The organism is Enterococcus raffinosus (genome assembly GCF_018917525.1).
Lineage (GTDB): Bacteria > Bacillota > Bacilli > Lactobacillales > Enterococcaceae > Enterococcus_A > Enterococcus_A raffinosus_A.
This window is the reverse complement of the sequence record NZ_JAHLOS010000034.1, coordinates 26,930-51,534: the sequence shown is the minus strand read 5'-3', so window position 1 is coordinate 51,534 and position 24,605 is coordinate 26,930. Positions and strand designations below refer to the sequence as shown.

The window sequence follows — 24,605 nt, the reverse complement described above, 5'->3', positions numbered from 1 at the left end:
CTATTTACAACAAGGACTGATCTTTGAAAACTAAAAAATATGCGGCGCACAGAACGCGCCGCATATCGGACTAAGTTTTATTCAAATTTGTCTCCACCAACACGATTTGACGAAGAGCCGAAATTTCCCAATGGACGACTCTTTTTATCCAATCATGACACTTTCTTCTGGCAATTTGTAATTTCCTTGGTCTTTCTTCATTAAACGCATGGTTAGTGAGAAACCAACTGTCAGAATCCCCACTCTGCCGATATACATCAAACCAATGATCAAGATTTTTCCCATAAGGCTTAAACTAGGAGTCAGCCCCATCGTTAATCCGACTGTTCCAAAAGCGGAGAAAGTTTCAAACAAAAGATATTCAATTCCTCGAAAACGTGGCAAAACTTCCGTTACTGACATTAACATCGTTACTGCGATACATAAGGTCAACGTTATAAAAAACAAAGTCAGTGCACGAGAAACAACAGAAGGACGAATCGTTCGTCTAAAAGCCTCCGCATGCATCCTTCCCTTCAGCATAGAAATCGTTTGGACCAATAAAACGCCGAATGTCGTTGTTTTCAATCCGCCCGCCGTTGATCCAGGTGTCCCGCCAATAAACATCAAAACTATTGTAAAAAGGATTCCCGCTTGACTGACGCTACCATAATCAACTGAAAAATAACCAGCTGTTCGAGCAGTCACCGACATGAAAAGCATGTTTGCAAAACGATTTATTGGAGACGAGCTCCCTACTATATAACGTCCGCCGGATTCAGAAATAAAAAACACGACTGTCCCAATAATCAGTAAGCTGAGCGAAACAGTTAACGCAAGTTTGCTATGCAGACTAAGCTTTCGAGTCTTACGAAAATTCATCAAATCCTGCCAAACGATAAACCCTAAACCACCACCGACGATCAATCCAGAAATCACAAACAACACATACGCATTATCTTGAAATCCTACCAAACTATCGCCGAATAAATCAAAGCCAGCGTTACAAAAGGCCGAAATGGAATGAAAGAACGAATACCAAAGCCCTTTTCCGAATCCGTAAGTTGGGACAAAGTCGATAGCTAACAATAGCATGCCTAATAATTGAAATCCCATCGCAAAACGAAAAATATACAGCATCAATCTCATTACACCGGATAAACTATCTAAATTTAATGATTCCTGTAAAATGATCCGCGTCATCAAACCGACTTTTTTTTTCATGATCGCCATAAAAATGAAAGGCATCATCATAAAGCCTAACCCGCCGATTTCAATCATACTTAAAATGATCAACTGCCCACCCATATTCCAGTGTTCACTTGTTGTCAATGTGGTTAACCCCGTTACACAAGTTGCAGATGTTGCTGTAAATAGTGCATCAATAAACGGTGTTCCCTGTCCTGATTTCGTAAATATTGGCAGAGTTAATAACACACTTCCAAACAAAATAATTACAGCAAAGCCTAAAGCAATAAATTGAATAGGATAGATTTTAAAAGGCCAGTGTTTTTCTTTAACCATAGCTTCCTACCTTCAAAAAAAGGAGCTACTTTCTCAAGTAGCACCCATATTTTTAACTTTGATCATGCGAGTCACTTCTGCACGTTCAGTTTCTTCCAATTTCATTTTGATAAAATAAATCGTTTCTTCTAACTGAGGGATCGTCATATACTCTAAAGCATTAACACGACGACGCGTTTTCTCGATTTCCTTAGCCATTAGTTGACAAGTCTTTTCGATTTCAGTCAGCTCTAGTAATTTAGGCAGAACTTTCGTGAATTTTTTAATACTTTGATCCAGCTCATCGTTGGAATTCAAAAAACCATACTCAAGCGGACCATCAGCAAGGTCCTTTTCATGTTGGAAGTTCATAATCGGAACTTTTACGCTCATCACATCTTTTTCAATCACATCAAGCGTTACACGCTCTTTAGGCACAGCCAACAGTTCTTCAATGTACTTATCATTCAATAACGCATCGGCTACTGAGAAATTTTTCATTGCTTGCTGCAGTTCTTCTTCGACTTCAGCACGCATGACGTTATTCTTTTTGACCAGTAAAATGAAACGTCTCATCAGCTCATCTTGCTTGTCCTTCAAAAGCTTATGACCGCGACTTGCAGTCGTCAGTTGCTTTTTCAAGCGTGTAAGCTCCATCCGTGTTGGATTAACATTTAATTTCACCATAGGATCATTCTCCTTTTGTTAAATATTCGTCCAACATATCGTCTTTGATTCGTTTCAACTCTGTTCTTGGCAGCATTGCCAATAGTTCCCAACCAAGATCCAATGTTTCATCAATCGAACGATTCTCGTAAAATCCTTGATTCACATATTCTTCTTCGAAACGCTCAGCGAATTTTGCATAGATTTTATCGACATCCGACAAAGCAGAATCTCCCAATACGACGGCTAGTTCCTTAGCTTGTTTCCCTTGGGCATAAGCTGCAAACAATTGGTTCATCGTTGGCGCATGATCCTTCCGCGTCTTTCCTTCACCAGTTCCCTTATCTTTCAAACGTGATAAGGACGGTAATACATCAATCGGCGGCTGGATGCCATTTTTATCTAATTCTCGAGATAAGATAATTTGTCCCTCTGTAATATATCCCGTTAAATCGGGAATTGGATGTGTCTTATCATCTTCTGGCATCGTTAAAATCGGTATTTGGGTTACCGAACCTTTCAAGCCGCGAATTCGACCAGCGCGTTCATATAATGTCGCCAAGTTCGTATACAGATACCCAGGATAGCCACGGCGGCCAGGAACCTCACGACGAGCCGCTGAAATTTCTCGAAGGGCCTCACAGTAATTGGTCATGTCTGTCATGATAACCAACACGTGCATTCCTTTTTCATAAGCCAAATATTCAGCCGCTGTCAAAGCCATGCGGGGAGTTGCAATCCGCTCGATAGCTGGATCGTTAGCCAAATTCATAAACACGACTGAACGATCTATTGCACCTGTCTGACGGAAATCCTCCATAAAGAATTCAGCTTCTTCAAAAGTGATACCAATCCCGGCAAACACTACAGCGAAGTCATCTTCCTTGTTTAATACAGTCGCTTGACGGGCAATTTGTGCCGCCAGCTCTTTGTGCGGCAAACCAAAACCAGAGAACACGGGTAATTTTTGTCCACGAACTAACGTATTCAAGTGATCAATCGCTGAAATCCCAGTTTGAATAAACTCATCCGGATAATCTCGCGAAACAGGATTAATTACTTCCCCGTTGATATCAACATTCTTTTCCGCTAGTATTTCTGGTCCGCCATCTTTTGGACGACCTAAGCCATCAAAGACACGGCCAACCATATCCTCAGATACGCCTAACTCCAACGGATGTCCTAAAAAACGAGCCGTAGATTCTTTTAAATTGATACCGCTCGTTCCTTCAAAAATCTGAACTAGGGCTTTGTCTTCATGGATTTCTAAAACTTGTCCGCGACGCAACTCGCCATTTTTTAAACGAATTTCCAGTAGCTCTTCATACTTTATCCCTTCAACTTTGTCAATTGCCATCAAAGGTCCGACCACTTCATTGATGGTTTTATACTCTTTAATCATTGGTCATTCCTCCTTCAGCAACGATCGCTTGAATTTCTGATACAATATCCGAGTTGATTTGATCTAATTTTTCTAACTCTGACTCTGAGATATATTTGCTTCGTGCAATTCGATCGCGTAAAGTGACCGTGCCATCCATGATCTCTTTCAAATAGGTTCCTAATTCTAATGCACGTTGACCTTCTTTATTGAGAGTCAGAATATTTCGAATCATTTTGAATTGTTTTTCTCTGGATGTGAAAGTATCCACATCATCAAAGGCATTTTGCTGCAGATAATCTTCTCTTAAAGATTTCGCAACCTCTAATGTTAGACGATCCTTTTCCGACAATGAATCAATTCCGACCAAACGAACGATTTCATTCAGTTCAGATTCCTTTTGCAGCATCCGCATACCTTCTGCTACCATTTGAGACCAATTTGCTTGTAAGTCATTGTCTAAGTACTTCCCAACTTCGGAAGAATACAGCGAATAACTTTCCATCCAATCAATTGATGGGAAATGGCGTTGCTGTGCCAATGTTGCACTTAATCCCCAAAATACTTTTACTACACGTAATGTATTTTGAGTTACTGGTTCAGAAGTATCACCACCAGAAGGTGAAACCGCACTAATTGCTGTAATCGAACCTTCACGTCCGTCACTTCCTAGAGCAATCACACGTCCAGCACGCTCATAGTATTCTGCTAAACGACTACCTAGATAAGCAGGATAGCCTTCATCCCCGGGCATCTCTTCCAAACGTCCGCTCATTTCTCGCAAAGATTCCGCCCAACGTGAAGTAGAATCTGCCATGATAGCGATATTGTATCCCATATCACGGAAATATTCTGCAATAGTGATTCCCGTATAGATGGAGGCTTCACGTGCAGCTACCGGCATGTTGGAGGTATTTGCAATTAGAATCGTTCGTTCCATCAAGGATTCCCCTGTTGTCGGATCGATCAATTCAGGAAATTCATTCAATACATCGGTCATTTCATTTCCGCGCTCACCGCAACCAACATAAACCACAATGTCAACATCTGCCCATTTAGCGATCTGATGCTGAACGACTGTTTTACCAGCCCCGAATGGTCCTGGCACTGCGGCAGCACCGCCTTTTACTACTGGGAAGAACGTGTCGATTACTCGCTGGCCTGTAATCATTGGAGCTTCTGGATTAAGCTTTTCGGATACAGGACGTCCACGACGTACTGGCCATTTTTGCAACATCGAAAATTCTTCTAAGCCGTTTTGTGTTTCAATCACATAAACGGTCTCATCGATCGTGAACTCTCCGGATGTAATTTTCTTCAAGGTCCCTTTAACACCATTTGGTACCATAATTTTATGCGTGATGATTTTTGTTTCATTTACTGTCCCGACGATATCCCCGGCTGACACAGTGATTCCCTCTTCAACAGTTGCATCAAACCACCATTTCTTCGAATGGTCTAATGCTGGAATTTGAACACCGCGACTAAGAAAATTACTGTCAGTCTGTTCCTTAAATGTATCTAGTGGGCGTTGAATACCATCAAACATTTGAGAAACAATTCCCGGACCCAATTCTACCGAAAGTGCTTCTCCTGTTGTCTTAACTGGTTCTCCTGGTCCAATGCCTGCAGTTTCTTCATATACTTGAATAGATGCCACATCGCCGCGCATCTCAATGATTTCACCGATAACCCCAAGGTCACCTACGTAACAAATATCTTGAATAGCCGCTTGCTCCATATTTTCTGCCAACACTAGTGGACCAGAAACTTTAATTATTCTACCTTCTTGCAAGTCATTAGCTCCTTTATAAAATATTCTGTCCGACTGCTCGTTCAACTTGTCCTTGAATCATGGACTTGCCGATGCCTAATGTCCCTTCATGATTAGGAATCAAAACAATTGCTGGAATCATTTTTTCTTCATAACGTTTAATTGTATCAGGTACAAGCTGAGCAAATTCCTCAGTGATGTAAATAATGCCATAGTCATTTTTAGCCATTTCATCAATTTGCTGTCGAATGAGTTGTTTATCTTTCGTTGTTCGGGTATCAAAGTCAAAAAGTTTAAATGGTAAGACAGAGTCCTTGTCACCGATTGCACCAATTTTATGTGCCATATGTCTCACGCATCCTCTCTCTTATTTGTTCATCTGATAATCCAACTTCTTTGCCAGTGATAATCAAGCGAAGGTTTTTAGCCTCGATGGCTTTTGCATTTAACAGCGCTAATACAGGCAACGGTCCAAAGGCTTGAGTTTGTGCCGTTTCATAAAAGCCAGTTAAATAATCATCACAAAGCCGCTCTAACTGAGTTAGATTGATTGTATTTTCTTGAATGATTGGTTCGATTATTTCACCATAAGAGGTTGCTCGTAGAAAAAGTGTAAATCGTTCTAAATCACTCTCAACACAATCAAGCAGTTCTTCTTTTGGAATACTTCCATGACTCGATAATACTGTTGACATGAAATTGCGACTTCTCTTTTGCTTGATTCCTCGTGCTACCATCAGTATATTAGTAAAATCGATGAAACTAATAACCTCTTTTGACAGCTCTGGCTCATCAATCAAATCGGCTATTTTCCTTTGGCAATACAAATATTTGCGATCAAGGATAATATCAATCCCTTGTAAACTATTTGATTCTTCAAAGTGCTCTCGGACTTCCTGTAAACTTTCAAGTAAAAAATCCGGTAGCCCGCTGGCTTGACCCGTTCGAATAGCCGTCTTGATTTGGTCTAAAGAATAAAAACCATCATAAATATAAAGATCATCAAAGTTTTGATCTAGTAATTCGGCCTTGATCAATGCCTTTAGATTATGGAAGGTAAAACGCATCGTATAAATCCATACTACTTTTGTATCAGGTACGATTTTTATTAACTCCGATAATAATTCTTCTTGAGCCTTTCCTAGAGCTTCTTCAAAACTTTCAGAAAAATTATCAGTTAAATATTCTCCATAAATCGTTCCTCTAAAGAGCGTCTCAACTTCTTCCATATCTTCTGCTTTTAACATTCGCCCCATAAATTCAGGCGTTAACAGTTCCAATTCCTTCAAACGAACCAGCGGATTCAATTCATGATACGTAGATTGTTTCATTCAATGCCTCCTAATTCGTAGTCTCTTACTATGAAAATCTAATTATCGCCACTTTAGTCAAACAGTGTTTGAGCAAATTGAAAACTCTCTCGTTGTTGTATTTCTCTTACTAAACTTTGATAAAGAAAGTTATATTGCACACCGTCTTTATCTAAAAGGAAACCTGCTTGAGCTGCAACAGGCTTTTCACCTATAACCAATTGATAAGGTAGCGTACTATTTTGTTCAGCAAGCCATTCATTTGTAAAAACAGTCTGAGATTTTTCTCCTGGAACAAAGACCAATTCCCCCTGTAATTGCATCTTCTTTAATGCATTGTGAGCAAACTCCTGTTGTTCCTTCGTTGACCAATTTTCCATTAGTACCACAGCTTCAGCAAACACTCGCTCTAAAATTGCTTGTTTTTGATTTAAAATCATTTGTTTTTGTGCAACCTGCCGCCGATTTTTAGCTTGTTTATAATTATTTTCAAGATTTTGCAAATTTTTCTCTAAGCGTTTTTGATGATCTGCCTTCATTTCTGTTAATTCTGCCTGAAAGTCCTGATCAATCCGCGCGGTCTCTTTTTCTTTCAGCTGACGCTGTTCCAAGTCAGCCTGCTGGTTCAGCTGCTCGACTATCTTTTCGATTGCTTCCATCAAAAAACTCCTTACACTTGTCCTACTAACAAGAATGAGATAACGAACCCTAAGATTGCATACGTTTCAACCATGGCAGCATAAATGATCCCTTTTGTTGAGTGTTCTGGTTTTTTCGCTAAGATTTGAATACCTGCGGCAGCAACCTTCCCTTGAGCAATCCCTGAAAATAGTCCAGTAAATGCAATTGGTAATGACGCACCTAAGTATCCTAAACCTTGAACAACAGATAAGTCACCAGATAAATTAGTGAAAATCAAGAACGCGATAACGAAGCCATACAAACCTTGTGTACCTGGTAGCAACTGTAAGATTAACGCCTGTCCAAATTTTTCTGGCTGACTAGTCGTCAACGCTGCCGCCGCTTCACCCGTCATACCCACCCCTTTGGATGACCCGATACCTGAGAAAATTGTTGCTGTAGCCATTCCTAAAATTGCAAAAATAATACCACCACTGTTATTAATCAAATACTCCATCATTGTTTAAAATTCCTCCAATTATTTTTCTTGTTCGATATTTACATATTTTTCTTCTGTTTTTAGTGGACTAAACGCACGTCCGCCACCTTCGTAAAATTTCCCAAAAAATTCTACATATTGTAATCGAGCACCATGAACATATGCTGACAATAAAGATAAAAAGATATTTAATCCATGTAAAGCCAACATCAATAAAATACCAACGCTAAAACGCGCTATTGGAGGCATATAGCCCACCAACATGTTGAATGCTGCGGCAATACTTCCGCCAGAAATACCCAAAGCCATTAACCGTGTATAACTAACCAAATCACCGATGTAACTCGTGATTCCATATAAGTTGTATGCCCCTTTAGCTAATCCTTTTAATTTAGACTTTGATTGTAGCATCGGGGTAACGATTATCAGCAAAGCACTTAAAACTGCCAGCCAAACGCCGATAAAGAAGAGCGCTTGACTATCCATCAGCATTTTTCCTAAACCACCAATGATTGCCCCGACCATAATTCCCTGCCAAGCAAAACCATCTGAAACTGCACCTAGATAATTTTTGGCTTTGATATTCTCTTTGGCAGCTAATCCCAATCCGATAAAAATCTGTATCACACCAAAAACGATAGATAGGATCAAAATACTAATAACATCATCACTCGTAGAGAGAATTGGTGTATAGCCTAACGAAAAACCAAAGAATGAATTATAGATCAAGCCCCATAAAATAGTAGGAATGGCCAAAATTTGGAAAAAGCGCATAAATCGCTCCATTCCGCGCGGTAATATTGTTCGCAAAGCAACAGTTGTTGCTACTAACATTAGAGCGCCATATCCCGCATCAGCTACCATCATTCCAAAGAAGACAAAGTAAAATGGCATAAACCACGGTGTCGGATCAACTTCATGATATTTTGGCAAACTGTACATTTCCGTTAACATCTCAAAAGGCTTAACTAACCTATGATTCTTTAATTTAGTAGGAATTTCTTCATTGATCTCTGTATCCGTTGGTTCTTCAATTTCGATATATAGATTTTCAGCGCCAATCAATTCTCCTACAAAAGTCTCAAAGTTTTTGAAACTGTCAGTCTCAATCCACCCTTGGAGTAAAAATACTTTATCATCCTTAATAAAACGATCATGAATTAACCATCGATTTTTTCGTGCCAGCAATACTTCTTCTGATGTTTCCAAACTTTCAATAACGATTTTTTTCTGACCGATCAGTCGAGCCAACTTCTTCTGTTCTTCTACTAATTTCATCATTTCCCGTTGGATACTAGCCAGTTCAGCCTTAGGAAGCTGTGTTCGATTATAATTGAAGGCGACTATGCTGAATTGACGAACAAGCTCTTGTACCTCTCCTTGTTCTGCACGTAAATATAATAGGACGAAATTGACAATATGATCATCGCTATAAATAACTTCATAATGAATTTGTTTATCCTTCAATTCTTGTTTGAATGATTCCCAAATACTTGCATCAGCAGTTCCTAAAAAACACTTTGATGAGCGTAGCCCATATTCTTTTGGCAAAAAATCTAACGTCTGCCATTTTTGTAAAAGACTTTCTTGTTCGCTCAAATCGCGTTGTCTAGAACCCGCATCTAAAAAATGCTGTTCCAGCTCTTGGATACTTTCCAGTTCTGAAAGTAAAACAGCTTCATCGAAATTTTCTTCTAAAGTCCTTAAAGTGGCGACTTGACGTTTGAGATGAAGGCCTTTTTCTCGACTACTTCCGTTATGTTCGATAAATCTAATAGCATGTGTGATTTGCTCTAACTGGTAATCAATCTTTGCGAGCGTGTCTTGACTAGGCAAAGGATCTATTTCATTAAAATACTCCTCGACCCATTCATTACTGACGTTTTGCTGAAAGAGGTCTCGAATTTCCACTCCTTGGAAACCCTGAATCGCAGATAAAATTCGCTCACTATAGTCTTGTTGAGCAATTAATGTCAGCTTACTCATTTTACTGACTGCCATATTCCGAGATCACCCTTTCAATAATTTTTTGAATCGTCTGTTCTTTCCTTGAACTATAGTTTTCTTCCATCAACTTAATAGCCTCTTCAGCACTTCGGGATAAAATTTGCTCTTCCGCTGCTAAGTCTTGAGCTAAATTTTGCTCTCTTTCTGACAAAGCATTTGAAAAATTAGTTCTTAGTTCTTCCTGCTTTTCTTGTAGCATTTGTTTTTTACTCGCTTCATAAGCTGTCAGCTCTGCCAGTAATTGCTCTTTTTTTCTTTCATTTTGTTCTTCAGCAGATTTTATTTTTTCTAAAGCTTCTAACACACAAACCCTCCTTTACATACAAAAAAAGAACGCAAAACTCTCAAGGTTATTCTTCTCACCCCTTGAAGAACACGATCCTTGAAGCTTACGCCCAACCTTTTTGTATTTATTCAATGACTACAGTATATCAAAAAAAGGTGTTTTCGTAACTATTTTTCAAAAAAAAGACAAAAATTTCCTAAAGGCTTTGAACGACACATTACTTTATTTTCATATTTATAGCAGTTTTTTTTATTACAACAAATGCAAAGAAAATTTTAAGATCGAATTACTTGCTTTTTAAGTTTTGGCTATGGTATCAAAAGATAGAAGGAGTGATTGATTATGAAAAAAAATATTATAGGCATCGCAGCGAATCAACATTATCAAAATAATCAAGATTTTTTTGATCAACAATTTACTTATAGTCCCCAAGGCTTTATTAACGGTGTACATCAAGCGGGTGGCATTCCCGTTTTATTACCTATCAGCGATCCTGAGCTGGCTAGTGATTATGTTGCAACGATTGATAAGCTATTATTAGCTGGCGGACAGGATGTCACTCCTTTTCTATATGGGGAAGAACCACATCCGAAGCTAGGACCTACAAGCATTGATCGCGACTCATTCGAGATGGCTTTGATCAAAGAAGCGATCAAACAAGATAAACCAATTTTTACTGTTTGTCGCGGCACTCAGCTTCTAAATGTCACATTAGGCGGGACGCTATATCAAGATTTATCCCAATATGATGATTGGAAAGTAAAACATGATATGTTCCCCACTGTCCCCGATTTCGGCCTGCATTCTATTACTGTCAAAGGAGATTCTGCATTGGCCCCCCTATTTGGTGAACGTGCACAGGTCAATTCATACCATCATCAAGCTATTAAAGAGCTAGCTGAAAGTCTTGTTCCAATTGCTTGGTCAACCGACGGTATCATCGAAGCAGTCGAAAGTCGTGAACGAAACACAAAAATAATTGGTGTTCAATGGCATCCAGAACTAACACGTCAAAATAATCCCCAAGAACAAGCGTTGTTTGATTTCTTTGTTCAAGACTTTGAGTAAGTCAATGATTTACTCTTTTTTATACTTTCTAACTTGAAGTCGTACAGAAACTTTGCTAGGCAAATATTACGATTAACATTTACCTAGCAATAAATTCGCATTTAAATTCAATTTTTTTCATGATAATCATTAAAATACTACTTTAGTACCATTTTATTATTTTCGACTTATGGGAGAATCAATCCATAGCTTTTAGCTAAAAGGAGGAAAATAATGAATGCAATTGAAGTAACTAATGTGAAAAAAGTTTATGGTTCTGGCCAAGCGGCTTTTGAAGCATTAAAAGGGGTTAATTTCGCGATAAAAAAAGGAGAATCTGTCGCAATTATTGGTAAAAGTGGATCAGGGAAATCAACTTTAATGCATATATTAGCGTTACTGGATCGACCAAGTTCAGGTAAAATTTCTTTACTGAATCAAGATACACGCCAAATAAAAAATAGTTCGCTAAATAAAATGCGGAATGAAACATTTGGTTTTGTCTTCCAACAATTTTTTATAAATCCTAAGGACACGGTTTTATCGAATGTTTTATTGCCATTAAAAATTGCCGGAATCCCGAGCCGAAAAAGAAAACAGATGGCAATAGACGCTTTAGAAGCTGTCGAATTGAGTGATAAAGCGAACAATAAAGCGAATGATTTGTCAGGTGGTCAAAAACAGCGTGTATGTATTGCTCGTGCGATCGTTAATCAACCAGAAATCATTTTTGCCGACGAACCAACTGGAAATCTGGATACAGCCACTGGTGAAAAAATCGAGAAATTGCTTTTTGATTTAAATCAACAAAAAGGCATCACCTTAATTATCGTAACCCATGACCCAGAATTAGCAGATCGATGCGATCGACAAATTCATATTAAAGATGGTCAATTATTGGAGGGTGCCTAACATGAAACTTTTTGACATTATCAAATCTGCAAGCTCGAACTTATGGCGCAATAAAGGCCGAACTATTTTAACGGTAATCGCGATTTTTATCGGAGCTTTCACAATCTCTTTAACAACTGGAGTCAATAACGGAGTCAATGATTATATTGATCGACAAATTAATGGCGTTGGCGGTGAAGATCAACTGATGGTCTTTCCTGAATCTCAAATGGGGTCTACTGACAATGAAACGCAAAAATACGATCCTGATAAGGCTTCTGGAGCGGATGCCGACTATTTAACAACAAAGGATTTGGAGAAAATTAAAGCAACAAAAGGAATTAAAAAAGTTGAGCCTTTTCATTTTCTGTCAACCGACTACATTCAACGAAATGATGGAGAAAAATATCTTTTATCGGCGGTAAGTGTCAGTGATATTTCTATTGATTTAGAGGCTGGTCGTGAAGTGAACAGTACTGGTGATAGGTATGAAATCAATATTGCTCCTGAATATATGAAATCTTTAGGTTTTAAAACAGCCAAGGACGCGCTCAATCAGAATTTAAAAATTGCGGTCAGCAGTCAAGCTACAGGCGAACAAGAAATTCTTAATGCGACTATCGTCGGTGTTCGAAATGTTAGTTTGATCCAACAAGGTCAGTCGATTATGAGTAAAGCCTTATCAGACAAAATTGTCAGTGTAAACGAAAAAGGAATGCCAGAAAATATGAAAAATAAGTATGGGACCCTTTTTGCTACCATGGATAAAAATTTATCGAAGAAACAAATCGAACAGCTAAAGAAACGTCTAACCAAAAAAGGGTTCACTGCTATGACTGTTGAAGATGAGATTGGGATGATTCGACAAGTTATTAACGCGATCACAGGTGTACTCACTCTGTTTGGGGCGATTGCATTATTAGCTGCAAGTTTTGGAATTATCAATACACTATACATGTCTGTTCAAGATCGTACACGAGAGATCGGTTTGATGAAGGCTATGGGAATGGGACGCTTCAAAGTCTTTTTAACCTTCAGTATTGAAGCCTTACTGATTGGCTTCTGGGGTGGCGTTACAGGAATTGCTGGTGCTGTTGCAGCTGGACATTTTTTAAATGATTTTGCTACAACTTCATTTTTAGATGGCCTAACGGGACTAACCTTATTGCAGTTTTCTTGGCCATCCATGTTGATCATCCTATTAATAATTATGCTGATTGCATTTTTAGCTGGAACTTTCCCTGCCAATCGAGCGGCTCGGTTAGATCCAATCAATGCGTTACGTTACGAATAACGAGAAAAGCTGTGGCAAATCAATAATTTTGCCACAGCTTCTTTATTTTTTTAGAATTTAGTCATCATCAAGTGAAGCATCCGTTAATGATACGGATGAAAACTCCTTTACTTCGCCTGCAGATAATCGAGCAAAATAAGATTTGGTTTCTTTAAATACAACTGGACTCAACAAAATCAAAGCAACAATATTTGGAAAGGCCATTAATCCATTAAAAATATCAGCAATCGTCCACACAGCTGAAACGGTTAAATAAGGGCCAATGAAAACAGCAAAGATATAAACCCAACGGAATATCGCTGAAAACTTGGTATTTCCGCCCGTTAAGTAACTTAGACAACGTTCCGAATAATAATTCCATCCTAAAATAGTTGTAAAAGCAAAAAATGCTAAACAGATCATCAATAAAAGAGATGCCACCGTTTGGGTAAGTGGCAATGCCTCCGCAAACGCATAAATCGTTACTGCAGAACCATCTAATCCAGTTTTCCATGCTCCAGTTAAAATGATCGCCATACCGGTCATATTGCAGACAACAATCGTATCAATAAAGGTCCCAGTCATTGAAACTAATCCTTGACGTACTGGCTCTTTTGACTGAGCAGCAGCTGCAGCAATAGGCGCACTTCCTAGACCTGATTCATTTGAAAAGATTCCTCGTGCGATCCCTTTTTGCATCGCTATCATCATCGCACCTAATGCACCACCTGAAACAGCACGTAAGCCAAAAGCACTTTGGAAAATTTCGATAATAACACCAGGTAATTTTGTAATATTTAAAATAACCATAAACAGACAAAGTCCTACATAGATCACGATCATCAATGGAACGATAATTTCAGATACACGGGCAATTCTTTGAACGCCTCCTACTAAAACAATAGCGACTAAGATTGTTACTACAATACCCGTAATAATGACTGCCCAAGAATATTCATTACCAAAAAGCGTAAGCGTATTTAATTTTTCTGGATCAAAGAAGGTTTCTGCTGCAGAAGTGATACCATTAATCTGAGCGATAGTACCAATTCCGATCAAACCGGCAATTGCTCCGAAAAAGGCAAACATTTTAGCTAGCCATTTCCACTTAGGTCCCAATCCGTTTTCAATATAATAGAACGGTCCACCTAACGCTTTTCCATGATCATCAAATGTACGATACTTTACCGCTAATAGTCCTTCTGCGTATTTCGTAGCCATTCCCAATAATCCCGCGAGCTCTAGCCAAAATAATGCTCCCGGCCCCCCAGCAACAATTGCAGTAGCAACGCCGACGATATTACCCGTACCGATCGTTGCCGATAATGCCGTACATAACGCCTGAAAACTAGTGACATCCCCTTGACCGCCCTCTTCATTTTTCACCATATACTTCAGCGCCAAAGGTAAACGACGAATTTGGATCATCCGGCAACCAACAGTTAAAATAATGCCGATTCCTAGAATTAAGATGATCATCGGAGCTCCCCAAATCAAAGAATTAATTTTTACTAAAAATTCTTCCATCAAAACCCTCCTTTTTCTTGCTATTTTATCATAAATGTTTTAACGAAATACTATTCTGACAAAAATAATTCTATTTTTTTGTTTGAAAAACAAACTCGCGAACTACATCATATTTTTAAAATTCTAAAAAAAAACATGAACAGACGTAGAAATGTCCGCTCATGTTTTTGGCATAACAAGTAAAAACCGTTATTCAATTTAAAAATCAAAATTATCTGGGTCTGCTCCTAATCGCTCATTAATATTCAGCGCGTTAATTCGTTCCATTTCCTCATCGTTCAGTTCAAAATTAAACACATCGAAATTTTCTTTGATACGATTTTCATGAACAGATTTTGGAATCACAATAATATCACTTTGTAAATGCCAGCGAATAATCACTTGAGCAGCAGATTTATTATGTTTTTCGGCAATTTCAACAAGCGTTGGATTATGCAAAATCTTCCCTTGTCCAAGAGGAGACCATGCTTCAACAGCGATACCTTCTTTCGCCAAAAATTCACGTAACTCCACTTGCGTTAAAGTCGGATGCAATTCGATTTGATCGACCATGGGTTTGATCTTTGCTGTTACCATAAGTTCTTCGATGTGATGCTGATGAAAGTTTGACACGCCAATCGCTTTTGCTCGACCACTTTCATAAATTTCTTCCATCGCTTTCCATGAATCATTAAACTTGCCTTCTACAGGCCAATGAATCAAATAAAGATCTACATAGTCTAAACCTAAACGTTCTAAACTATCATTAAAAGCTTGATGAGCAGATTCATAACCCTGATCGGCATTCCAAAGTTTTGTGGTAATAAATAAATCTTCCCGTTTGATGTTTGATTGTCGAATCCCTTCACCAACGCCTTGCTCATTTTTGTATACCGCTGCCGTATCAATTAATTGATAGCCGTTTTCGATTGCCCACTTTACAGAATTCGTCGCGTCATTGTCCTCCACTCGCCATACACCTAGACCAAGTCTTGGCATCTCAATCCCATTTGCCAACTGTTTCGTTTTGTCCATCAAACTTCCTCCTTAATCGTATTAAAAATGAGTTTTACGATTTGTAGTACAACTATATTGTCGGAGATTTTGTTTCAACGGTCAACTGAATAGGTTATTTCTTTTTCCGATCATTTTGCATGATAGAAATTGATTGTTTTAAAGCACTCCATGTTCCACCTTCGCTGTACACTAATACATTTGATTTGTACAATTGAGCTGAGAAAAGTGTTAAGAGAATCGTGAATAAAACTAAGATTGCTAAGGATACAAAAGCACTAGAAAGTGCGACTGTTCCAGAGGCAAGTCGTAAGGGCATACTGTAAGACGACAAGAAAGGAATATAAGATGTGACTTTGATTATCACATTGGTTGGATCAGAAGTTCCTAAAATCAAACTCAACATATAGCCAATCATCGATAAATAGGTTACAGGTTGGATCGCTTTCGCCGTGTCTTCTGGCTTGCTTACTAAAGAACCACATAACGCTGATAATACTGCGTACAAGAATAGCCCCACCAACATGAAGGTTATAATGACAAAGGCTCCGCTGCCTAATAAGGCCTTAATCGATACATTACTAAGCAGATCCTTTACCATGTCCATATCTTTGAACTGTCTATATCCTAGTACAATAGCAACACCGTAGATCAATAATTGAGTTAAGGCTACTAATAATACACCTAACAGTTTTCCATAATAGTGCGTTTTAGCCTTCATGCTGGAAAGTAAGACTTCCATAATTCGCGTGCCTTTTTCAGAAGCAATTTCTTGAGCGATGATGGATGAATAGCTGACAATAAACACAAACATAATGATCGTCGTCAAGAAGCTCAAGATAAACTGTGTTCCCGAGTCCCCACCATCATTTTTCATCTTGCCGTTCTCAAAAATCACTTTTGTTGATTCAAACTTTGCTGGCTCCATCACTTTTTGAACCTGTGCTGTAGTCAGATTTAATTGACTAGCACGAATATTTGCCTGCATCGAGCTTAAAATTTGTTGTAACTGCATTTCAGTTGAGGTTCCCAAAGATGTTTTGCTATAAAGTTTTCCAGAAACTTGATCGCTGCCCATTTTCAAATCAAGATAGGCATCGATTTTTTTATCCTCTAATTGTGCTTGAGCCTTTTTGTCACTGGTAATTACTTTGAATTTGTAATCATCATTTTTAGTTTTAGCCAATTGTTCTGCTATCGCAGGTTGATCACTTACGATTCCGATTTTATTGATGTCATTTGCATCACCGAAGAAATATTGTGACAAATAGAAAATTCCCATAAGTAGAAATGGTGCTAGGATCATAATGAGAAAAGCCGTCGATTTTACGTTCTTTTTATAGACATCTTTGATAATAATACCCATTTTAATCATTTACAGCACCTGCTTTCCATTTGAAAATTTCTTCTAGTGTTGGTGGTTGTTGATTAAACATAGGAATGTATCCAGCTTTTGTCGCTTCATCAAATATTTCTTGTCCTGCCGCCGGATCTTCCAATGTAATATCAAAACTGCCGTCTTCTTTTTGAATCACTGTATGAACTCCTGCAAAGGCTTCTAATTCTTCTTTGGTCAGATGAGATTCTAGATACAATTTGCTTCGTCCAAATGATTCGCGAATCTCATGCACCTTGCCATTTAAAACTGTTTCACCATTTCGTAACATAATCAAGTGATCACAGATTTTTTCAACATTATCCATATTATGACTAGAGAAAATAACACACGATCCCTTTTCCTTTAATTCAATAATGCCATTTTTTAATAATTCCGCATTGACCGGATCTAAGCCGCTGAAAGGTTCATCTAAAATTACTAATTTCGGCTCGTGAATCAAGGTAGAAATCAATTGAACTTTTTGCTGATTTCCTTTAGAAAGCGATTTTACCTTATCGGTCTTCTTACCCTTAACTTGGAATTTATCCATCCATTCATCAATTTTTGGTGAAATCTCTTGTTTACTTTTCCCTCTCAATGAAGCAAAGAAAAGCAATTGATTTTCAATCGTTACCTTAGGATATAGTCCTCTTTCCTCTGGTAAATAACCAATTGTATTATAGTCTTTTCCCGACAATGTGTGTCCATTCCACAAAACACTGCCCGAATCTTTTGTTAAGAAGTCCAAGATCAAACGAAATGTAGTCGTTTTTCCCGCACCATTTTGTCCAATCAACCCCAAAATTTTCCCATCTTCAATCGTAAAGCTCATATTATCTAAAGCCTTATACGATCCAAAACTTTTACTCAAATTCTTAACCTCTAACATCTTCTCACTCCTTTTTATTATTAAATCCACTTTCCCCAAAAGTGAAAAGTGAATATATCACTGAATGCTTATAGTTTCTTTTTGTAGAAAAAATAGCTAATTATATAACTGATTAAAAACAAATTTAGCAATCCGCTAGCTGTTGTCATTAATGTTCTTGAAACGAAACTGCCAACTAAGCTCAAAATAGCTAAGCTAATAACCATCACAAAGGTCGTGATTTGTAGGGCCTTCGCAGAAATCTCAATATTTCTCTCATCTGTCTTAACGATACGTTCCTGTCTTAATTTTTCAGGATTCTTCATCGTTTGGCGATTTTTAAAGAGAAAAATCACAAATACTGCACAGAGTGAAAAAAAGAATCCTGACAAAAATCCTACTGCATGGTCATTTATTTTCAACTCATACCACTTTGTTCCAATAAATAGTATTGCAGAACAAGCCAACATAAAAACAATTGCAATTAAATATCCTATATTCTTTTTACGTAACTTTTCTCGGTATTCGCGATCTTGTTTTGACAATTCCTTCATTACTCATCCTCCTCATCAAAAATGAAAACCTCTTCTATCATTAAACCGAAAAATCGCGAAATTTTATAGGCTAAAATTAATGAAGCATTATATCGGCCATTTTCTAAAGAAATAATCGTTTGGCGAGTCACTTCTAAATGATCAGCCAGTTCACTTTGAGTCATCTTGCGTTCTTTGCGTAATTCTTGGATTCGATTTTTCAAACGACCACTCCTCAAATGTATAGGTGCCTTTACATTTTATAAAAAAAGTATAGCACCCTTTACATTTCGTGTAAAGGGTGCTATACATCATTTTTCTTGCAATTGATTAAATGTATTTTCAGCTACCTGTTTGGGCAAACCTACTTCTTGTAACTCATCTACGCTAGCGGCTTGGATATTCTTTAATGACTTAAATTCCTTCAGCAACATTTTTTTACGTTTCGGACCTAATCCGTCAATGTTATCTAATTTCGAGGCAAAACTATTTTTACTGCGTAGCTGGCGATGGAAAGTAATCGCAAAGCGATGGACTTCATCTTGAATACGTTGCAGCAAGAAAAATTCTTGTGAATTACGTTCCAAAGGCACTATGTTTAACTCTGGACCAAATAACAATTCACTCGTCTTGTGTTTGTCATCTTTTGCCAGACCAGCGATTGGGATATCAATCCCTAATTGATTAGCTAATACATCTTTCGCGACATCAACTTGGCCTTTCCCTCCATCAATCACAATTAAATCTGGAAATGGCAACCCTTCTTTTAATACCCGAGAGTATCGACGATAAATGACTTCACGCATTGAAGCGTAGTCATCCGGGCCTTTGACTGTTTTGATTTTATACTTACGATACTCTTTTTTAGCAGGTTTTCCATCAATAAAAACCACCATGGCAGATACTGGATCTGTTCCCATGATATTAGAGTTATCAAACGCTTCAATTCGAATCGGTGCGGGAATATTCATAGCGTCGCCTAATTTTTCAACCGCACCAATTGTTCGTGCTTCACTTCGACCGATTAGATCGAATTTTTCATTCAAGGCAACTTGAGCATTTTTCCCTGCCAATTTTACTAGCTTTTTCTTTTCTCCACGTTGTGGTTGTAAAATTTTTGTTGCCAGCATCGCTTCAACACTAGGCTTGTCAATATTATCAGGAATCAAAACCTCTTTAGGAATAAAGTGTTCATTTTCTTGATAAAACTGTCCAATGTAGGTTAAAAAATCCTCTTCTGCATCATTATAAAATGGAAACATCGAAACATCTCGCTCAATTAATTTCCCTTGCCGCACAAAGAAAACCTGTACACACATCCAGCCTTTGTCTGTCGCATAACCGAAAATATCCCGATCAACCAAGTCTGTATTTGTCATTTTTTGTTTCGTCATAACCGTTTCAATTGCTCTAATCTGATCACGGTATTCCGCTGCCTTTTCAAACTCCATATCGGCAGCTGCTAGTTTCATTTTTTCTTCTAATTGCTTCTGAATCTCTGTGTGTCCCCCATTTAAGAACCGTTTGATTTCTTCTACCATATCCTTATAAACCTGAGGGTCAACATGAAAAGCATAGGGACATAAACATTGGCCTAAATGATAATAAAGACAAGGCGTTTTTTGTGACGGCTTGCACTTCCTTAATGGAAATAATCGATCCAATAATTTCTTTGTTTCATTAGCTGCATTTACATCGGGATAAGGGCCAAAATAATGCGCCTTGTCCTTTAAAACTTTTCGCGTAATCATCAAACGAGGATATTTTTCATTAGTGATCTTTAGAAAAGGGTAGGTCTTGTCGTCCTTCAGCATGATGTTGTACTTAGGATCATTTTTCTTGATCAAATTGATTTCAAGTAGTAATGCTTCGATGTTGGACTCTGTGACGATATATTCAAAATCCACGATTTCACTGACTAGTCGCTCTGTTTTCGTATTGTGACTGCCAGTAAAATAAGATCGTACCCTATTTTTTAGAATTTTAGCTTTTCCGACATAAATAATTGTGCCGTTTTTGTCTTTCATCAGATAACAGCCCGGTTGATCTGGTAAAAGCGCTAATTTATTTTTGATTCGTTCGTTCATAAGTTGCTTCCCTTCAGAGCTATATCATTAGATTAATACTATCTATATACAGTAAAGCTAAACTGACAAAAAAGCTGGACAAAATGCCCAGCTCAATTTCTTACATGTGAGCTTGGATAAGCTCCTTTAGTTGATCTTTTGAATGAACACCAATTACTTTATCAACAACTTGTCCATCCTTCTTTAAAACCAATGTTGGGATGCTCATAATGCCGAAGGATGCTGGTGTTTCAGGATTTTCATCCACATCCATTTTTACGACTCTGAATTCATCTTCATCGTATTCTTCGGATAATTGTTCTAAGATCGGTGCTTGCATGCGACAAGGCCCACACCATGTTGCCCAAAAGTCGATCAAAACAAGACCGTTATCTGTTTCTTCGTTAAAAGTTTTATCAGTAACTACTTGTGACATTTGAATTCCTCCTATATAACTTGGATGCGTTAAAAATTGGCACCCGTTTTTCTTACTAAAAGTAGTATAGCACGGTCCGATTTTCTTCGCTACTGTTCTGCTTACACTTGTAAACTATTTAAATGTCACCACTGTTGCCCCGCTTCCGCCTTGGTTTGCCGGAGCAAATTCGAAGCTCTGAACATTACGATTATTTTTTAAATAGTCAGTGATTCCCTTACGCAGAGCGCCTGTTCCCTTACCATGAATGATTCGTACTTGAGCAAAGTTGGCTAAAAGTGCTGCATCAATGTATTGATCTACTTCTGCTAAGGCCTCTTCATAACGTTTCCCGCGTAAATCCAACTCTGGTTTTACTTTGGAACTAGCTCCGCGTTGGACGCCTGTGATTACACGCTGCTTCGGTTCTTCCACGGGTGTAGTCAAAGTCATATCATCTTCAGATACAGTCATTTTCAAAATTCCTAGTTGGACCTGCCATTCATTATCGCCAACTTTTTTAATTAGCGTTCCGCGTTGACCGTATGTTTCCACAATCACTTCATCATTCGGTTTAAATTGTTTTTTTGCTTTGGCTTTTTGCAGAACCTTATTTTTCTTAAGATTTTCGTCTTGTTTAAGATCAGCTAATTGGGTCTTTGCATCAATTAATTGATGTTCTTTTACATTTCCTTGACCATCTAACTGCATCTGACGAATGTCCTTGATAATTTTTTCAGCATTTTCTTCTGCTTCATTTACAATCTTATTGGCTTCTTTACGGGCTTTTTCCATTTCCTTCTCTCGTTCATCGAAGAAATAAGAATAAGCATTTTTCAAATCCCGATACAATTTTTCGGATTCATCTACATAATGGCGAATCTCTAAATACTCTGTTTCCGTCGCCTTTCGTTGATTCTCCAAATCAGAAATCATTTCGTTTAAATCTTGGCTTTCCTCATCAATGATTTGCTTAGCATTTTCAATCACCAATGGATCTAACCCAAGTCGACGAGAAATTTCAAAAGCATTACTACGTCCAGGAACGCCGATTAATAGTCGATAGGTCGGGCTTAATGTATCAACATCAAATTCCATACTAGCATTGATTGTATTTGATCGATTATAGCCATAAATCTTTAATTCCGGATAGTGGGTGGTCGCCATTACATAGGAAGATTTTGCTCCCACCGCATCCAATATCGCGATTGCTAATGCTGCTCCCTCTTGTGGATCAGTTCCTGCACCTAGTTCATCAAACAACACTAAACTATGCTCATCAATTTTATCTAAAATTGAAACAATATTCGTCATATGAGAAGAAAATGTCGATAAGCTTTGTTCAATTGATTGCTCATCACCAATATCAGCAAATACTTCGCTAAAAATGCCCATTTCGCTTTCCTCACCGACAGGTAACGGAAGTCCAGCTTGTCCCATCAACTGTAAAAGACCGAGAGTTTTTAGAGATATAGTTTTCCCACCGGTATTTGGTCCGGTAATAACGACAGCCTGAAAACCTTCTCCAATCATAAGATCATTGGCTACCGCTGTTTCTTGATCTAATAATGGATGACGTGCTTGCTTAAAAAACACATGATTTTCTTGATTAATCATTGGTACGACTGCTTTTAGAGCTTTGGCAAAGCGTGCCTTAGCATTCATCAAATCAAAACGTCCCAATACATAGGCATTGTGTAAAATGTCTTTACGAGGGGCCACCAATTCTGCAGATAACTCAGCTAAAATACGCTCAATCTCAGTCCGTTCTGCGATTTGTTGCTGACGTAACCGGTTATTTAACTCAACAACTTGTTTTGGTTCCATGAATAAGGTTTGACCAGAAGCACTCTGGTCATGGACAACTCCGCCAAAAACACCTCGGTATTCTTGCTTCACGGGAATCACATATCGATCATTTCGCATTGTGATCAAACTATCACTCAGATACTTTGCATTTTTCCCTCGAATCAATCCATCTAGTTGTTCACGGATTGTCTGTTCACTACGGCGGATCTGACTGCGGATTGTACGTAATTCTGGCGAAGCCTCGTCTCGAACACGTCCGTCTTCTTCTACCGAACGACGTAATTTTCCACTTAGTTCAGGTAAAGTGGTTAATTGTTCTTCCCAGAAATATAAACGTAAAAACTCTAATTCACTATCTTTCAAATCTTCAATAAAACGAACCAGTTCACTTGTAGTAGAAAGTACACGCGAGACCTCGGCCAGCTCTAATCCATTTAGATTAGCTCCGATTTCGATTCGCTTCATATGTGGCTTGATATTGTTCAATTTGGGAATTGGCAGTCCTCCGCGCAAGCGTTGAACCTTCATTCCGTCTTCCGTTTCATCCAGCCAAGACTGGATAGTATCCTCATCATTAGAAGGTGTTAATTGACGGATTTCTTCTTCCCCTTGTTCAGTCGTTAAATACTGTTGAATCATTTTCTTTACTTGTTCGAACTCTAATGTTTTTAGAATACGTTCATTCATTTTTTCACCTTCTATACATAAATAAACCGAAACCTGTCAAACAGCGTCCCGGTTTTTAAATTATCCAATAATATTTGTCACCCACAAATTGTTAAAATGTGAACTCAGGAACAGCGAATGTTCGATCATAAATCGAGCATACCAACTTCCTTCGATTTGATTTTGGAGTAATGCCATCGGTACGAAACTGACCAACTTTAAAATCAAAAAAATACTAACATAACAAACAATTAATTGTAAGATTCCCGCTATAATACCATCATATTGAGGAATAAGCACTTTGAATAGTAAATCCTTGAAAAAAATTGCAAACAAATGCGTCACCAACCAGCCAACGACTAAAATCATGACGAACGCCACACCGGCGTAAAAAGCCTTATCCAAATTGAAAGCTTGTTCAACTGAGTAATAGACCATTTTTGATTCACTGGTAACGGATGGATAAGGTACGAATAAATCCAAATGAGATCCTAATTGCTGATAAAACATCCGAGCAACTATGAAGGATATCAGGTATCCAATCGAAAATACTATCTGATAGGCTGTACCGCGACGATAGCCTACATAAAAAGATAGCAGTAATGCAAATAAAATTACCAATGTTAACATAGTATCCCTCACTTATTTATTTGCCGCTCTTTTTTGAATCTCACGCTTTCGATTTTCATTAACGATTTGTTGCGCTTCTACGTGATTTCGGATTGGAACATTTTCTTTTCCATTTTTCCGCATGATTTCTTTGGCTTCGGCTTCAATTGCTTCGATTTTCTTGATACGATTTTCTAATTCTAGATTATGGGCGGCTTGCCCTTCAAGCGTATACTGTTGTTTTTCTAACTTCATTAACGCTTCTTGCTTTTTCAATTGATCTGAGACTGCATTGATCGCCAATAACATCGTGGCCTTTTCTTGCGTAATCCCAGGTGATAACGACATGATCTCATTTAACTGTTCATTGACCAAAGCGGTAACCATATCCATATGTTGCTTGGATTCTTGTCCAATGATAGTATAAGTCTGACCGGCAACGACTGCCTTATAGCGATTTTGCGCCATATCGATCAACCTTCCTAAAACTATTTTTATAAAAAA

Annotated in this window: 24 protein-coding genes and 1 other annotated feature; of the genes, 3 read left to right on the top strand and 21 right to left on the bottom strand. The window is 38.1% G+C overall.

The annotated features are described in order from the left end of the window. Positions 1-144: 144 nt before the first annotated feature. From KQI58_RS17430 to KQI58_RS17385, 10 genes are read right to left on the bottom strand one after another with little or no spacing between them, the layout of a single operon-like run. A complete protein-coding gene (locus tag KQI58_RS17430; RefSeq protein WP_216410273.1) occupies positions 145-1,503 on the bottom strand; it encodes a TrkH family potassium uptake protein in 1,359 nt (452 codons plus the stop codon). 33 nt (positions 1,504-1,536) lie between these two features. Further along, positions 1,537-2,169, bottom strand: coding sequence for a V-type ATP synthase subunit D (locus tag KQI58_RS17425; RefSeq protein ID WP_216410272.1), 633 nt, complete (start codon positions 2,167-2,169; stop codon positions 1,537-1,539). A gap of 4 nt (positions 2,170-2,173) precedes the next feature. After that, on the bottom strand, positions 2,174-3,550 hold the full coding sequence (locus KQI58_RS17420; RefSeq protein WP_016182019.1) for a V-type ATP synthase subunit B: 1,377 nt from the start codon (positions 3,548-3,550) through the stop codon (positions 2,174-2,176). Continuing rightward, a complete protein-coding gene (locus KQI58_RS17415) occupies positions 3,543-5,324 on the bottom strand; it encodes a V-type ATP synthase subunit A (protein ID WP_216410271.1) in 1,782 nt (593 codons plus the stop codon). Before KQI58_RS17415 ends, KQI58_RS17420 begins: the two co-directional genes overlap by 8 nt. A 13-nt stretch (positions 5,325-5,337) precedes the next feature. Beyond that, positions 5,338-5,649: a V-type ATP synthase subunit F gene (locus KQI58_RS17410; RefSeq protein WP_016182017.1), complete on the bottom strand. Its 312-nt coding sequence runs from the start codon at positions 5,647-5,649 to the stop codon at positions 5,338-5,340. Then, a complete protein-coding gene (locus tag KQI58_RS17405; protein ID WP_216410270.1) occupies positions 5,639-6,634 on the bottom strand; it encodes a V-type ATPase subunit in 996 nt (331 codons plus the stop codon). Before KQI58_RS17405 ends, KQI58_RS17410 begins: the two co-directional genes overlap by 11 nt. A gap of 53 nt (positions 6,635-6,687) precedes the next feature. Next, positions 6,688-7,272 (bottom strand): hypothetical protein, encoded by a 585-nt coding sequence (locus KQI58_RS17400; RefSeq protein WP_216410269.1) that lies wholly within the window; start codon positions 7,270-7,272, stop codon positions 6,688-6,690. A gap of 11 nt (positions 7,273-7,283) precedes the next feature. Beyond that, positions 7,284-7,754 (bottom strand): V-type ATP synthase subunit K, encoded by a 471-nt coding sequence (locus tag KQI58_RS17395; RefSeq protein ID WP_010744503.1) that lies wholly within the window; start codon positions 7,752-7,754, stop codon positions 7,284-7,286. An 18-nt stretch (positions 7,755-7,772) separates the two neighbouring features. Further along, complete coding sequence (locus KQI58_RS17390; RefSeq protein ID WP_216410268.1) at positions 7,773-9,734, bottom strand: V-type ATP synthase subunit I; 1,962 nt, start codon at positions 9,732-9,734, stop codon at positions 7,773-7,775. Further along, positions 9,721-10,044, bottom strand: a complete 324-nt coding sequence (locus tag KQI58_RS17385) for a hypothetical protein (protein WP_216410267.1) — start codon at positions 10,042-10,044, stop codon at positions 9,721-9,723. The genes KQI58_RS17390 and KQI58_RS17385 overlap by 14 nt, the downstream gene beginning before the upstream one ends. A 49-nt stretch (positions 10,045-10,093) precedes the next feature. Next, positions 10,094-10,141 (bottom strand) — a sequence feature (sodium ion sensor (DUF1646 type); this cis-regulatory element may regulate processes involved in with the transportation of sodium ions). A gap of 227 nt (positions 10,142-10,368) precedes the next feature. On the opposite strand from KQI58_RS17385, the gene KQI58_RS17380 reads away from it, so the two are divergent. The 3 genes from KQI58_RS17380 (at position 10,369) to KQI58_RS17370 (ending at position 13,258) form a co-directional block, all read left to right on the top strand. Then, positions 10,369-11,094, top strand: coding sequence for a gamma-glutamyl-gamma-aminobutyrate hydrolase family protein (locus KQI58_RS17380; protein WP_216410266.1), 726 nt, complete (start codon positions 10,369-10,371; stop codon positions 11,092-11,094). A 213-nt stretch (positions 11,095-11,307) separates the two neighbouring features. Then, a complete protein-coding gene (locus KQI58_RS17375) occupies positions 11,308-11,985 on the top strand; it encodes an ABC transporter ATP-binding protein (RefSeq protein ID WP_216410265.1) in 678 nt (225 codons plus the stop codon). A 1-nt stretch (position 11,986) separates the two neighbouring features. Further along, positions 11,987-13,258: an ABC transporter permease gene (locus tag KQI58_RS17370; protein ID WP_216410264.1), complete on the top strand. Its 1,272-nt coding sequence runs from the start codon at positions 11,987-11,989 to the stop codon at positions 13,256-13,258. A 57-nt stretch (positions 13,259-13,315) separates the two neighbouring features. On the opposite strand, the gene KQI58_RS17365 is transcribed toward KQI58_RS17370, so the two are convergent. From KQI58_RS17365 to zapA, 11 genes are all read right to left on the bottom strand, one after another. Then, positions 13,316-14,764 carry an alanine/glycine:cation symporter family protein gene (locus KQI58_RS17365; RefSeq protein WP_216410263.1) on the bottom strand — a complete coding sequence of 483 codons (1,449 nt, stop codon included), beginning with the start codon at positions 14,762-14,764 and terminating at the stop codon, positions 13,316-13,318. Between the two features lie 198 nt (positions 14,765-14,962). Beyond that, a complete protein-coding gene (locus KQI58_RS17360) occupies positions 14,963-15,778 on the bottom strand; it encodes an aldo/keto reductase (protein ID WP_216410262.1) in 816 nt (271 codons plus the stop codon). 94 nt (positions 15,779-15,872) lie between these two features. Beyond that, positions 15,873-17,132: an ABC transporter permease gene (locus KQI58_RS17355; protein ID WP_216410261.1), complete on the bottom strand. Its 1,260-nt coding sequence runs from the start codon at positions 17,130-17,132 to the stop codon at positions 15,873-15,875. Beyond that, entirely contained in the window at positions 17,125-18,024 is a 900-nt protein-coding gene (locus tag KQI58_RS17350; protein WP_216410260.1) for an ABC transporter ATP-binding protein, read from the bottom strand. The genes KQI58_RS17355 and KQI58_RS17350 overlap by 8 nt, the downstream gene beginning before the upstream one ends. A gap of 68 nt (positions 18,025-18,092) precedes the next feature. Then, complete coding sequence (locus KQI58_RS17345; RefSeq protein ID WP_216410259.1) at positions 18,093-18,557, bottom strand: hypothetical protein; 465 nt, start codon at positions 18,555-18,557, stop codon at positions 18,093-18,095. Next, entirely contained in the window at positions 18,557-18,760 is a 204-nt protein-coding gene (locus KQI58_RS17340; protein WP_216410258.1) for a helix-turn-helix transcriptional regulator, read from the bottom strand. The genes KQI58_RS17345 and KQI58_RS17340 overlap by 1 nt, the downstream gene beginning before the upstream one ends. 87 nt (positions 18,761-18,847) lie before the next feature. Beyond that, positions 18,848-20,623 carry an excinuclease ABC subunit UvrC gene (gene uvrC / locus KQI58_RS17335; protein ID WP_216410257.1) on the bottom strand — a complete coding sequence of 592 codons (1,776 nt, stop codon included), beginning with the start codon at positions 20,621-20,623 and terminating at the stop codon, positions 18,848-18,850. Positions 20,624-20,723: 100 nt separating this feature from the next. Continuing rightward, positions 20,724-21,038 carry a thioredoxin gene (gene trxA / locus KQI58_RS17330; protein WP_216410256.1) on the bottom strand — a complete coding sequence of 105 codons (315 nt, stop codon included), beginning with the start codon at positions 21,036-21,038 and terminating at the stop codon, positions 20,724-20,726. 114 nt (positions 21,039-21,152) lie between these two features. Then, positions 21,153-23,513, bottom strand: coding sequence for an endonuclease MutS2 (locus KQI58_RS17325; RefSeq protein WP_216410255.1), 2,361 nt, complete (start codon positions 23,511-23,513; stop codon positions 21,153-21,155). Positions 23,514-23,573: 60 nt separating this feature from the next. Next, a complete protein-coding gene (locus tag KQI58_RS17320) occupies positions 23,574-24,122 on the bottom strand; it encodes a CvpA family protein (RefSeq protein WP_216410254.1) in 549 nt (182 codons plus the stop codon). 12 nt (positions 24,123-24,134) lie between these two features. Beyond that, positions 24,135-24,569: a cell division protein ZapA gene (gene zapA / locus KQI58_RS17315; RefSeq protein ID WP_216410253.1), complete on the bottom strand. Its 435-nt coding sequence runs from the start codon at positions 24,567-24,569 to the stop codon at positions 24,135-24,137. Between the last annotated feature and the right edge of the window lie 36 nt (positions 24,570-24,605).